Source organism: Neobacillus sp. 204 (assembly GCF_046562815.1).
Taxonomy (GTDB): Bacteria; Bacillota; Bacilli; order Bacillales; family Cytobacillaceae; genus Neobacillus.
In genome coordinates this window covers 162,097-176,002 of the sequence record NZ_JBJORY010000005.1, presented here as the reverse complement: position 1 = coordinate 176,002, position 13,906 = coordinate 162,097, and the positions used below count along the sequence as shown (strand labels likewise).

At 38.4% G+C, this 13,906-nt stretch carries 12 protein-coding genes; all 12 read left to right on the top strand.

The window, feature by feature from the left end:
* The first annotated feature begins 60 nt into the window (after positions 1–60).
* The 12 genes from ACJ004_RS12260 to ACJ004_RS12205 all read left to right on the top strand — a co-directional run bounded on the left by ACJ004_RS12260 (position 61) and on the right by ACJ004_RS12205 (position 13,801).
* Positions 61–1,557 (top strand): flagellar hook-length control protein FliK, encoded by a 1,497-nt coding sequence (locus ACJ004_RS12260; protein ID WP_410893287.1) that lies wholly within the window; start codon positions 61–63, stop codon positions 1,555–1,557.
* Positions 1,558–1,573: 16 nt separating this feature from the next.
* Positions 1,574–2,011, top strand: coding sequence for a flagellar hook assembly protein FlgD (flgD, locus tag ACJ004_RS12255; protein ID WP_410893286.1), 438 nt, complete (start codon positions 1,574–1,576; stop codon positions 2,009–2,011).
* A gap of 36 nt (positions 2,012–2,047) precedes the next feature.
* Entirely contained in the window at positions 2,048–2,938 is an 891-nt protein-coding gene (locus ACJ004_RS12250; protein ID WP_410893285.1) for a flagellar hook-basal body complex protein, read from the top strand.
* A 64-nt stretch (positions 2,939–3,002) separates the two neighbouring features.
* On the top strand, positions 3,003–3,977 hold the full coding sequence (gene fliM / locus ACJ004_RS12245; RefSeq protein WP_410893284.1) for a flagellar motor switch protein FliM: 975 nt from the start codon (positions 3,003–3,005) through the stop codon (positions 3,975–3,977).
* A gap of 1 nt (position 3,978) precedes the next feature.
* Positions 3,979–5,103 carry a flagellar motor switch phosphatase FliY gene (gene fliY, locus ACJ004_RS12240; RefSeq protein WP_410893283.1) on the top strand — a complete coding sequence of 375 codons (1,125 nt, stop codon included), beginning with the start codon at positions 3,979–3,981 and terminating at the stop codon, positions 5,101–5,103.
* Positions 5,104–5,152: 49 nt separating this feature from the next.
* Positions 5,153–5,515: a response regulator gene (locus ACJ004_RS12235; protein ID WP_410893282.1), complete on the top strand. Its 363-nt coding sequence runs from the start codon at positions 5,153–5,155 to the stop codon at positions 5,513–5,515.
* Positions 5,516–5,562: 47 nt separating this feature from the next.
* A complete protein-coding gene (locus ACJ004_RS12230; RefSeq protein ID WP_410893281.1) occupies positions 5,563–5,964 on the top strand; it encodes a flagellar protein in 402 nt (133 codons plus the stop codon).
* A 153-nt stretch (positions 5,965–6,117) separates the two neighbouring features.
* Positions 6,118–8,283 (top strand): HAMP domain-containing methyl-accepting chemotaxis protein, encoded by a 2,166-nt coding sequence (locus ACJ004_RS12225; RefSeq protein ID WP_410893280.1) that lies wholly within the window; start codon positions 6,118–6,120, stop codon positions 8,281–8,283.
* Positions 8,284–8,551: 268 nt separating this feature from the next.
* Entirely contained in the window at positions 8,552–10,567 is a 2,016-nt protein-coding gene (locus ACJ004_RS12220) for a chemotaxis protein CheA (protein ID WP_410893279.1), read from the top strand.
* A gap of 15 nt (positions 10,568–10,582) precedes the next feature.
* Positions 10,583–11,026 carry a chemotaxis protein CheW gene (locus ACJ004_RS12215; RefSeq protein ID WP_410893278.1) on the top strand — a complete coding sequence of 148 codons (444 nt, stop codon included), beginning with the start codon at positions 10,583–10,585 and terminating at the stop codon, positions 11,024–11,026.
* A 39-nt stretch (positions 11,027–11,065) separates the two neighbouring features.
* On the top strand, positions 11,066–11,578 hold the full coding sequence (locus ACJ004_RS12210; RefSeq protein ID WP_410893277.1) for a chemotaxis protein CheW: 513 nt from the start codon (positions 11,066–11,068) through the stop codon (positions 11,576–11,578).
* 15 nt (positions 11,579–11,593) lie between these two features.
* Entirely contained in the window at positions 11,594–13,801 is a 2,208-nt protein-coding gene (locus ACJ004_RS12205; protein WP_410893276.1) for a methyl-accepting chemotaxis protein, read from the top strand.
* The last annotated feature ends 105 nt before the right edge of the window (positions 13,802–13,906 follow it).

Sequence of the window (13,906 nt, the reverse complement as noted above, 5' to 3'; positions counted from 1 at the left end):
AATAAGGTATAATGTAGATTAATTGAAGTCATGTATCAAAATTGAGAGGAGGAAAATTGTTTGGATATTACACAAAATGGTATCAAAATCAATCAAACTAAATCATTGAACGGAGCAAAAACCAAGTCCGCCTCTCTTGCAGAAGATCCCGTTCATTCCTTTGATCAAATATTAGCGATGTTTAATTCTTTAGGTCAATCAAACAAAAGAGACGGGCAGAAGATATACATACCTTCTTTGCAAAACGTACCTGATCCGTTGAAAACCAGCACAGAAGCAACTAAAAGTGAATCTGGTAGTTTAGAAAACTTAGAATATAGCCTGATGAAGCAAAGTGGGGAAGTTACTGATAAGGAATCAGCGGATCTAGAAGAGGTCCAATTGACTAATCCAAGTAATGAAACCACTCAAGAAGGACTTATGTACGAGAGCGAAGAAGACTGGGATAAAATTGATTCTGTTTTGACGGTTTTAGCTGCTAGAATTCAGCAAATACAGCAGTCAGAGGAAGCACAGCTAGTTTTTGATTCTTCAACAGGTGGGCCACAACTATCAGAGGATTCAATTACATTAAATTCGCTACCAAAAGATTCACCAGAGGATCGTAAGGTAATGGCACAATTGGTGGAATTGGTTCAAGGAATGGATCAGCTGACATCGGTGGATTTAAAGAACTTACCCCCGATTATTAGCGATCTAAACTCGAAAATAGAAAGCGCATCCTTTCAAGTTCCAGATATTATTAAACAAAAAATTCAAATAATTTCGAATGAATTAAATTCAAAAAAAGTAACCGACGGGTTAAAGCAGCAAAATGAACTAAATCAAAACGCTTTCTATGTATCGCAACCAGAATTGAGTTTGGATAAAAATCAAGTGATTTTCTCTTCCGTTACACATGCAGTTAGCCGTGTTTCTGAAGAAAATCGAGTGGTTCGCACTCCACGAACTCCACATATGGATGACCTAACCAAGGTAAGTGGACAGCCACTAATGGCCATTCATCAACAGCAAGCGACCAGTATTCAGTCAGAGGTTGGGTCTCTTCCACCGAAGCTTACCGTTTCTGAGTTTGCTCCCGAAGTTAGTGAATGGATTAGCCGGAATTTGAAGTTATCCAATGGCCAGTCAGGAAGTACGGAAGCTAAGTTCTCTTTGTATCCTGAACATTTAGGTCATATAGAGATAAAAGTAAATTCTCTGCATGGACAGGTATCAGCGGAAATATTGACCGATACACCACTAGCTAAAGAGTTGTTAGAAGGTCAGTTACAACACCTGAGAGCTGCACTCCAGCAAGTTGGGCTTCAGGTGCAAAAGCTAGATATCTTACAGCAATCCCCGGGAACTGCGGACCCTAGTCAGTCTGGATTAACTTTTTCCCAAGATGGATCGTCACATTCATCTCGTGAACAACGAACCTACACCTCAGCACAGGATGGTTCAAAAGGACAAAACGAATCGACGGAACAAAACGAACGAGAGCTGGAGAGTTTATCGATTACATACGGTGGGTCTACTCGCAAGACCACTTCTCGAATCGATTTCACTGCTTAGGAAGGAGAATAGATGAATGAGTAATTGGGTAGATGTGACAACAGTTTCTAAAAATAACTCCATCTATAATAATGTGAAACCATATGAACAAAAAAGCGTGCTTGGAAAAGATGATTTCTTGCGAATCTTAACCACGCAATTGGCCCATCAAGATCCTTCTAGTCCACTACAGGATAAAGATTTTATTGCGCAAATGGCCACTTTTAGTTCTTTAGAACAAATGACGAACTTGAATAAGGCGTTTGATAAATTTGCAGGCAGCCAAATGAGCCAATATGCAGCTGTGATTGGTAAAGAGGTTAGCTGGACACCTGATGGTACAACAGCACCAAAAACCGGTGTAGTAACTGGAGTAACTAGTCAGGATGGAAATTATTTTTACATAGTTGGTAATGAAAAGATCCCAATGGAAAACGTTACTGAAATAAAGCAAGCAGCAATAGAAGCGAAATAATCCCATTATTAGAATAGAAATTAGGAGGAAAACAAAATGTTAAAGTCTCTATACTCTGGAGTTTCTGGCATGAAGGGTTTTCAAACAAAACTGGATGTTATTGGAAACAATGTTGCGAATGTCAATACGGTAGGATTTAAAAAAGGTCGTGTGATGTTTCAAGATATTATTAGTCAAAACATGGCGGGTGCAACGGCACCTTCAAGTGACCGTGGAGGTGTAAATCCGAAACAGGTTGGGCTTGGGGTGAAAATTAGCTCTGTTGATACTGTTTTTACTCCGGGTAGTCCAATGACTACAAATGTTGGTACAGATTTAGCAATTGACGGAGATGCATTCTTTGTAGTTAGTCCAAAAGAAAACGGAGGGCCAGAATATTTAACTAGAGCCGGCAATTTCACACGTGATGGAAATGGTGATTTAGTTACCTCTAATGGATATTATGTCCTAGGTGTAAATGAAGCAGGGGATACTGCCCGAATTAACATTAAAGAAGATGAAAAAAATAATCTGAAATTCAATTCGTATTCAATAGATTCGGATGGCTATATTAATGTGGTTCGTGAAGATGGCCAAAGTGGGAAATTAGCTTATGATCCAAGTACGGAAAAATACTATATGAACAACACAGCTGATCAAACTAATAATATTTCCTTAGCCACTACAGTTGTTTCTAATCCTGGTGGGTTGACAAAGGTAGGGAATACATTTTTTCAGGAAAATGGTAACTCTGGACCAGCATTACTTAGCCGCATCGAAGACAATAAGGGTGGGCAAATAAATTCTGGAGTACTAGAAATGTCAAACGTTGATTTAACAGATGAATTTACTGAGATGATTGTTGCACAACGTGGGTTCCAAGCAAATTCAAGAACGATTACGACCTCAGATTCGATTTTGGAAGAAGTAGTAAATTTAAAACGATAATTTTTTCGCTAGTTAGAGCAATTTAGATGATTGATAACTCAGGGAAGAGTTAGGGGGTAGCCCTTTGGCAGATGTATTATCACAACAAGAAATCGATGCCCTGTTATCCGCCTTAAACAATGGGGAAATTCAGGCATCCGATGTAACTGTTAAGGATGAAAAAGTAAAACTATATGATTTCAAACGCGCAATGCGTTACTCCAAAGAACAACTAAGAAGCATAACAAGAATACATGAGAATTTCACTCGATTGCTGACTTCCTATCTTTCAGCGCAGCTTAGAACCTTCGTTCAAATCGAAATTGACCTGGTAGATCAAGTAAACTATCAAGAATTTATCGCGTCTATCCCCTCGCGAACCATTTTGAACGTATTTGAAGTAAAACCGATGGATGGAAAAATGGTTATGGAAGTGAATCCACAAGTGGCTAACGCAGTAATTGAGAGGTTACTAGGAGGTCAAGGGGACGCTGCTTCCCGTAACGGAGCGTTAACGGAAATAGAAACAGTTCTTTTACAAAAGATTTTTTCACGTGCATCAGACATGTATCAAAGTGTTTGGAGAAACATTGAAAATATTAAAGTAAGATGGGATGGCATTGAAACAAATCCACAATTTGTTCAAATTTCTTCTCCTAATGACACAGTGATCGTCATTGCGCTCCATACTACAATTGGAGAGACAACGGGGAGAATGACGCTTTGCCTTCCGCATCTTATTGTGGAGCCAGTATTACCCAAATTATCAACGCATCAGTGGCTTTCAACAATGTCAAAATCAACTGACCCTCAGGAAAATAAAATAAAACAAAACTTGGACTCAATCGGTGTACCTGTGATCGCTGAATTAGGCAGGGCCACCTTACCGATTTCCGAACTCTACAACCTTCAGATTGGAGATGTGATTGGGATCGAAACCGGGAAAATTCAAGTGAAAGTAGATCAAGTGACAAGATTTTTGGGTAACCCAGGCGTTCAAAAAGGACGATATGCAGTCCAAATCGATCAAACAATCCACTCTGAAGGAGATGACATATAGGATGAACGAGGGGTTACTATCTCAAGATGAGATTAATGCACTATTTAATCAAATGAATGATAAGCGCGAGTTATCGATCGATGACTTTTTGAGCTCCATGGAGCAAGATGCTTTAGGGGAGATTGGAAATATTGCTTTAGGGAGTTCAACCACGGCTTTATCTTCTTTACTGAACCAACGGGTGGAAATTACCACACCTACACTTGCTGTGATTGAGCAGGAAAAAATAGAGGAAGTAATAAATGAAAAGCATGTAGCTGTTCATGTGGATTATACCGAGGGAATTCGTGGTAAAAATCTGTTGATGATTAAAGAGAATGATGCAAAAATTATTGCTAACTTAATGATGGGTGGCGACGGTACTGCTCTTGATCCTGAACTTTCAGAATTGCATCTAAGTGCAGTCCAAGAGGCAATGAATCAAATGATGGGTTCTGCGGCGACATCCATGTCAACCATGTTTAGTCAAAAGGTGGATATTTCACCTCCGACAATCGACATCCTTGGTTTCCCGCCCAAAAAACTAGAAGAACTTGATGAAGAGGTTATTTTAGAAATATCCTTTCGTTTAAAGGTTGGAAATCTAATTGACTCAAACATGATTCAATTTATTCCCTTATCATTTGGGAAGGACATGATTCAAAAAGTCCTTTCGATTAGTGAGCAGCCGGCACCGAAAGTGGTCGAGGCGGAGAAGCCAATAAACCATGTGCAAGAACAGACTGTGTCAGTGCATTCCGTACCTGCTTCTTCATATGATGGAACATCTGTTTCTCAAAGCACGCCGAATCCACCTCCAAGTGCAAATGTTCAAAAAGTCGAATATGCTGCATTCTCAGATGCCCCATCAAGTAGTTCTCATGCAGGAAATATTGATATGTTATTTGATATTCCATTAGAAATTACTGTGGAGCTGGGGCGAACAAAAATGCAAATTCGCAAAATTCTTGAATTAGGACCTGGAGCCGTTATTCAATTAGATAAATTGGCAGGAGAACCGGTGGATATACTAGCAAACCATAAGCTGGTAGCTAAAGGGGAAGTTGTCGTAATTGAAGAAAATTTCGGAGTGCGGATTACTGATATAATTAGCCCAATCGATCGTATAAGCAAAATGAGCAACTAATTATTATACAATAATATAATTACACTATTGAATATTGGAGGAGAAAATTATGGCTAGGGTATTAATCGTTGATGATGCAGCATTTATGCGTATGATGTTGAAAGATATTTTGACAAAGAATGGATTTGAGGTTGCCGGTGAAGCAGTAAACGGAGCCGATGCAGTTGATAAATATCGGGAACTGACTCCTGATATTGTGACAATGGACATTACAATGCCCGAAAAAGATGGTATTACGGCAGTAAAGGAGATTCGAGCTTTTCATCCACAGGCTAAAATAATCATGTGTTCGGCGATGGGACAGCAGCCGATGGTATTGGAAGCGATCCAAGCAGGAGCGAAGGACTTCGTAGTTAAACCATTCCAACCAGACCGAGTAATGGAGTCTATCAAAAAAGTATTAGGTAGTTAATAGGTTTTTCAATATTTTACGAATAGGCAAAAAGGGAGTGAGGACTTTTGGCTACGCCACAACTGGGGAATTGTCCAAAATGTAGGAAGCTTTACCTTCGGATTAGAAACATATGTGATGAATGTTACCAAAAACACGAAGAAGATTATCTAAAGACAGCCGCCTACCTTCGTGAATATCCAGGCAGCACCATTCAAGAAGTTAGTGAAGAAACCCAGGTGTCTGTTGTTCAAATCCGTCAATTTATTTTATCTGGACGAATTATTATGGGGAATTTTCCTAATTTGACATATCCCTGTGAAACATGCGGGAATATGATTCGCGCTGGGAAAACCTGCAAAAGCTGCAGGGCAAAAATCAACCAGATAGATCAGCAAACAGATAAAGAAGAGAGAGAGCATAGCCAAGAGAAGACTAAGGCTGGTGGCTACATAACACATTACTTATAATATAAATGCGAGATGTGAATGGAACCAAAATGGTCGGTTCCTAGTACTCTCGCTTTTTTATTAAATAACCTAATATAAAAAACAATCAAAAAATCTGTTAATATGTGGTTGGTTTGAGAGAGTTATTTTTTTACATAAAAGGAGAGGTAAGTAATGTTTAGTAATGCATCAAGTAAATTCTCGATGGGTGTGAAGTTATGGGGCAGCTTTATTATTGTCCTCTTATTTTTAGGGTCGATTTCTTTAGTTTCTTTTAATAAAATAAACATTTTAAGTGATAATGTGGAGGATATTGGTAATAATCAAGTCCCTTCACTCGAAATAATCGGAAATATAAAAGAAGAAGTAACTAATGTTCGATTATATGCATCGCAACATGCCTATGAGAAAGAGAAATCGAGTAAAGAAAACCTTGAAAAATATATTGAGGTAGAGGCCTCAAAGGTCAAAAAGAATGTGAAAGAAATGGAAAAACTAAATCACTCGGCTGAAAATAAAAAGCTAATAACAGCTTTTAGTCAAGACTTTGAAAAATATGTTGCGTATATTCCATCCTTCTATGAGAAATCAAGAAGTAATAATTATGTGGAAGTTCATGAACAGATGTCTTTATTATCCTCATTAGGCGGAAAAGCCATTGTTTCTTTAGATAAGCTTTCTAAAGGTGTCAAACAGACGAACGATAATATTATCAATAAAGCAGACCAAGATTCATCAAGTGCGATCGATGCAATCATTGTTGTATCTATCATTGCGATGTTTTTCAGTCTTTTAGTTGCGTTTTTGATCAATAGACTTATCCGCCGTGCGGTTGCTGGAGTTGTAAAAAATGCAGAAACCACTACAAAATCTGTTACCGAAATCAAAAAATCGATTGATAGAACAGCTCTTGGTGCACATGAATTAGATGCTTCGATGAATAAAGCCAATGGTTCTGTAAGCGAACTAGTTGCATCTATTCAACAGGTAGCTGGAAACACGAATGTAACAGCTTCTGGGGTCGATGAAATATCAGCTGCAGTGGAACAAATGAGTGCTTCAATTAACTTGGTAAAGGGAAGTGCAGATTATTTAGCTGCATCAGCTGAAGAAACCTCATCAGCGATCCAAGAAATGATGGCTTCGATTGAACAAGTAGCAGTTAGTACTAGTAATGTAACTGATAGTGTAGAAAAATTCTCTGAATCAATTGAAGAAATGAGCCAGTCCATTAAGGGAGTAAGTGAACATGCCGTAAGTTTGACAGAGACGGCTGAACAAACTTCAGAAACGGTCGAAGAAATGATTGGTTCCATCAAACAGGTAGCTGCTAGTGCCCAAACCGTGAACCAGCTGAGTAATGCTGTTAAGGATGATGCCTATGAAGGAACAATCTCTTTAAATGAAACACTCAATGGCATGCAAGAAATATCTCAAGTTATCGATCAAACAAGTAAGGTAATGGAAAACCTCGGAAAAAGCTCAGAGGAAATTGGCAGTATTGTGGCTGTCATTGATGATATCGCCGATCAAACAAACCTGTTAGCCCTCAATGCTGCGATCGAGGCGGCGCGAGCAGGAGAACATGGAAAAGGATTTGCGGTTGTTGCAGATGAAGTCCGAAAGCTAGCTGAAAGATCTGCTAAGGCAACGAAAGAAATCGCAAAGCTAATCAAAGGAATTCAAAATGAAACGACTGTTGCTGTAGCCTCAATCAAAGATGGCGCTCAAAAAGTGAAAATTGGCAATGAATTAGCTGACAAAACGAACCAAGCAATAATTAAAATATCTGAGGGTATTGCAAAAGTAACGGAGGAAATGAATCAGATTGCCCAAGCAACAGAAGAACAAACAAAAAATAGTGAGTTTATTACCAAAGCAGTTGAAAGTGTGACTAGTCAGGCTGAAGAGATGACTCATTCCACAAAGGAACAATCAATTACCGCAGAAGCCATCGTAAAAGGCATCATTAATACGAAGGACCAGGTTCAGCAAATTTCGATTGCAACAATGGAACAAGCAAAAGGAAGTCACGCCATTGTTGCAGCAGTTGGAAGCGTTACAAATCAATCAAGTTCCGTGACTAATGCAACAAGAGAGCAGGCATTAACGGCGGAAGAAATTGTTCGCAATATCAACAGCATAAAAGAAATGGTTCAACAAATGTTAATCGCAACAAATGACCAAGCAAGATATGGACAAGAAATTGCCTTAGAGGTTGGTAATGTCCAAAAACAAACGGAAGAGCTAAATTTCAGCATCGAAACGCAGTCTAAAGAAGTAGAAGAGGTAGTACTGGCCATTACGGATGTTAATTCACAAATAAAGAAACTGAATTAAATGAAACGAAATAGCTATTTTTAAGATGGACGCTTTCGCGATGTATGCGGAGGCGTTTTCATTTATAACACTTAAAGTGTCCTATTGAAAATAGAATGCATAAAAACCTAATTATTTTCCAATCGAAAACTAAAAAACTATCAAAAAATTTGATTATTATTATCAAAATTTATGCTAAGATGAGGTATATATTTGTCATTTTTCTAATATGACATTTTGATAAGCTTTAGTACTACTTTTGTATGCTACATAGCGAGGGGAAGTTGAAATGGATCTAAGTAATTATTTAGAAATGTTTATTGAAGAATCGAAAGAACATCTTCAGGCGATTAACGATGAACTATTGAACCTTGAATCAGATTCAGAAAACACAGCAATTGTTAACGAAATCTTTCGTTCTGCACACACCCTTAAAGGGATGGCGGGCTCAATGGGGTTTGATGATTTAGCCTCATTAACACATGAGATGGAAAATGTCCTGGATCTTCTTCGGAACTCTAAATTGAAAATTACTCCAGAAATCATGGATGTTATTTTTACATGTGTAGATTTAATCGAAAAAATGGTAGACAGCATTGAGCAAGGTGGAGACGGAAAAGAAAATGTAACCGATGTCGTTTTACAATTAAAACGTATTCAAGACCCATCGGCTGCACCAGAAATTCCCGACTTTCTAAGTGCCTCCCGTGAGGTGGCAGCGACGGCGGAATTTGTACTGGATGAATTCCAATCCACTGTCATTAACGAAGCGAGAAGGACTGGTAATAACTTATATCAAATAAAAGTAACCATAGATGAACGATGTGTCATGAAATCGATTCGGGCCTACCTTGTGTTTCAAGCTACGGAAGAACTTGGTGAGCTAATTCAGACAAATCCTTCTGTTGAACAAATAGAAGAAGAGAATTTTGGTGATTCCTTCACTCTATTAATGTTATCTGAACACAGTTCTGAAGAAGTTCATTCAAAATTGATTAATGTTTCAGAGATTCGCGAAGTACTTGTTGTTGAAATGGGTGATCAAGAACCCGAAAATACAGGAAGTTTACCAGAAGAAAAAGTAGAAAAAAGTGAATCAGCGCCTCGCCCGCAGGATAAAGAAGATTCGAGCGGAAATAAGAAAAAACAGCGGTCAAAATCCATCAGAGTCGATATTGATAAATTAGATCAGTTAATGAACCTATTTAGTGAATTGATTATTGATCGCGGCAGGCTCGATCAGATTGCCAGGAAGTCACATCTTTCCGAACTGACGGAGACAGTGGAACATATGACCCGGATATCAACGGATCTCCAAGGTCTCATCTTAAATATGAGAATGGTGCAGGTTGAACAAGTATTTAATCGATTCCCGAGAATGGTCCGTGACCTTGCCAAAGAATTGAATAAGAAAGTGCAGTTAATCGTCGAAGGTGAAGAAACGGAATTAGATCGAACCGTGATTGATGAAATAGGAGATCCATTGGTACACCTTCTAAGAAATGCTTTAGACCATGGGCTGGAAACAACTGAGGAAAGAATGGCTGCCAATAAATCAGAAGAAGGCAAAATTCAATTGAAAGCCTACCATAGCGGAAACCATGTATTCATTGAGGTATCTGATGATGGAAAGGGTATTAACCGTGATAAGGTATTGAATAAAGCAATCGAGCGTGACGTTGTATCAGATGAGGAAGCCAAAACGCTGACCGATCAGCAAGTTTACGCCTTGTTATTCTCATCAGGTTTTAGTACAGCCGATAAAATTTCGGATATTTCTGGGCGCGGTGTCGGCCTGGATGTCGTCAAAACCAAAATTGAATCCTTGGGCGGTTTAATTACGATTGATTCGACACCAGGAAAAGGGTCCATATTTCATATCCAGCTGCCATTAACATTATCGATTATTTATGCCATGTTAGTGAAGTCAGCAGAAGAGACATATGCTATTCCGTTCAATTCAATCGTTGAAATTACCACTGCAGCTGAAAATCATGTATCTACCCTTCAAGGCCAAGATGTCATTCAGTTCCGTGGACAGGTTGTTCCGTTGGTCTATTTAAATGAAATCCTTCAAGTGCCAGCAACAGAAACATCAGTTAAAAAACAAGAGCAGTTTATAGTTATTGTCCGAAAAGGGAATATGACTAGAGGAATAGTGATTGATGCGGTCCTTGGGCAGCAAGAAATCGTCTTAAAATCAGTAGGCGGATATTTAACTAACCTTAAGTTTATATCTGGTGCGACGATTTTAGGAAATGGTCAAGTAGCCCTAATCATAGATTCCAATCAGTTTTTTAATTAGAAAGGGTGAATGACGATGGGGAATATTAAAGTAATCGCCTTTACACTAGGAAATGAAGAATATGGATTGAACATTGATCATGTCCAATCCATCGAACGACTCAGCCCTATTACAAGAGTACCCAATGTTCCTAACTATGTGAAAGGTTTGATCAATCTTCGTGGGAGTGTCATCCCAATTATTGATCTTCAAAACAAGTTAGAGCTTGGAGAAGGACAATACACAGAAAATTCACGAATGATCATTGTGAAATATGAAGAGATTGAATTGGGTTTAATTGTTGAGAAAACAAGTAATGTTATTAATGTGGATACTGATTCGATTGAACCTGCTGCTTCTAGTGGTGTAAATACGGACTTTTTTGAGGGCATAGCTAAATATGAAGGCCGTTTAATTATACTGGTAAAAATTGAAGAATTGATGAAATCTGAGGGTAACGAAGCGGACGCCGAGGACTAAGCAATAAGGGTCTAAAATGTAAAAAGAAGAGGGGATCATATGGAGGATCATATCAAGTTTCAGGATTCTAAGGTACTTATTTTTAAATTGGGCCAGATCGAGTATGGTGTACATATCAGTCAGGTAGTCTCTATTGAACGGATGCAGGCGATTTCAATTACTCCTTATCCGAATCGACCGCTGCATGTATTAGGAGTGACTTCTTTACGTGGTGTATTAACGCCCATCGTGGACATCCGTGCCGCCTTAACAGGAGAGTCATTACAGCAAACAGATATAACGAGAATCATCATTGTTAAGGTGTATGATAAAGAAATTGGATTAGTAGTGGATGCCGCTACCGATGTACTGGAGCTTCCTCCAGAAACAATTGATTACACCAATCTATTAGAATCAAAGGATGCTTCCTACCTTTTAGGCGTATCTAAATTAGAAAACCGTTTAGTCATTCTGCTAGATATAGAAAAGCTCCTAGATGACACAACGAATTTAGATGAATTAAAACAAATGGTAGAATCCTTTATTAATCGTAAAGAGGCAGCTGAATCATAAGGGGAGAATGGGAAAATGTCGAACAAAGAAAAGAGTAATGTGTCAGGTCTATTCAAAAAGTATTTAAGAATGGCAAATAATGTTTCAATGGGTGTAAAACTATGGGGCAGTTTTATCATCCTCCTCATATTTTTAGGATCGGTATCAATCGTTTCCTACAATAAAATTAATGTTCTTAGTGATGATGTTAAATATTTAGGAAACACTCAAGTAAAAGAGCTTGAAATTATTGCTAACTTAAAGGATAGCGTCACCAATATTCGATTAAATTTAACCAAGTATTCTTATGAACAGAGTAAAGAAGAACAGGATAAAATCGAAAAGCTTGTCAAAGAAGACATAACAAAAGTAGAAGATAATATTAAAGAAATGAATAAAGTCGAAGCAACGGATTATGATAAAAAGTTATTTTCAGAGTTCTCCAAGAACTTTAAAGAATATGAAACTGTTATTCCATCATTCTTTCAAAAAACAGGCGGCGACGATTATTACACTTCACATGCAAGATTAGGGGTCTTAGCCTATCATGGGGATACGACAATAAGTTACCTTGAAAAGGTTGCTCAAAATGCTCAAAAAAGTACCACTACAGTTATCAAAGACGCCGAGAAGAAATCTACCAATTCCCTTATCCAAATTATTGTCATTTCCGTGATTGCGATGATTTTCAGTGTCTTAATTGCCTTCTTAATTAACGGCCTTATTCGTCGAACAGTAACTCGAGTTATTAAAAATGCGGAAATCACCGTCAATTCTATTACTGAAATTAAGAAATCTATTGATCATTCATCCATCAGCGCACAAGAATTAGATGCATCGATGAATAAAGCCAACGATTCCGTCAGCGAACTTGTAGCGTCTATTCAACAGGTGGCTGGAAACACAAATGTAACGGCATCAGGGGTCGATGAAATTTCTGCTGCGGTGGAACAGATGAGCGCCTCTATTAATTTGGTAAAGGGAAGTGCAGACTATCTTGCCTCATCTGCTGAGGAAACTTCTTCGGCTATTCAAGAAATGATGGCTTCTATTGAACAAGTAGCGGTAAATACAAGTAACGTAACTGAAAGTGTGGAAAAATTCTCTGAATCTATTGAAGAGATGAGCCACTCGATTAAAGGAGTTAGTGAACATGCCGTTAGTTTGACAGACACTGCGGAACAAACTTCTGAAACGGTTGAGGAAATGATTGTTTCGATCAAACAGGTAGCAGCTAGTGCACAAACAGTGAACCAGCTAAGTAATGCCGTTAAGGATGACGCTTACGAAGGAACCATCTCCTTAAATGAAACGTTGAACGGTATGAAAGAAATTTCTCAAGTTATTGATCAAACTAGTGTAGTGATGGAAAACTTAGGGAAGAGTTCAGAAGAAATTGGCAGTATTGTGGCTGTTATTGATGATATCGCCGATCAAACAAACCTTCTCGCACTTAACGCTGCAATTGAAGCGGCACGAGCAGGGGAACATGGAAAAGGATTTGCGGTTGTTGCTGATGAAGTTCGTAAACTAGCAGAACGATCTGCAAATGCAACAAGAGAAATTGCAACTTTAATCAAAGGGATTCAAAGTGAGACGACTGTTGCGGTAGCGTCTATCAAAGATGGTGCAGAGAAAGTAAAAATAGGTAATGAACTGGCTGAAAAGACGAACCAGGCGATTAGGAAAATTTCAGAAGGTATTGCACAGGTAACAGAAGAAATGAATCAAATTGCCAAAGCCACGGAAGAACAAACGAAGAATAGCGAATTTATCACAAAAGCGGTGGAAAGTGTAACCAGTCAGGCAGTAGAAATGACTCATTCCACGAAAGAACAGTCGATTACGGCTGATGCCATCGTTAAAGGAATTATTAATACAAAGGACCAGATCCACCAAATCTCGATCGCAACAATGGAACAAGCAAAAGGAAGTCACGCGATTGTGGAAGCCGTTGAGAATGTAACAAACCAATCAAGCTCAGTGACCATTGCTACGAAGGAACAGGCATTAACCGCGGAAGAAATTGTTCGTAATATCAACAGCATTAAAGATATGGTTCAACAAATGTTAATTGCAACCAATGACCAAGCAAGATATGGACAGGAAATTGCCTTAGAGGTTGGGAATGTTCAAAAACAAACGGAAGAGCTTAATTCTAGTATTGATACCCAATCCAAAGAAGTAGAAGAAGTCGTAACTGCAATTACGGATGTCAATAAACAAATTAAAAGATTAAACTAAAAAGGTTATTGTTTAAATAGGCCTTCGCAAAATTGCGAGGGTTTTTTCTTGTTTTCGATAAAAATATTTTTATAACTTTTTGATTTTTTATTAAGAGTTTGTAAA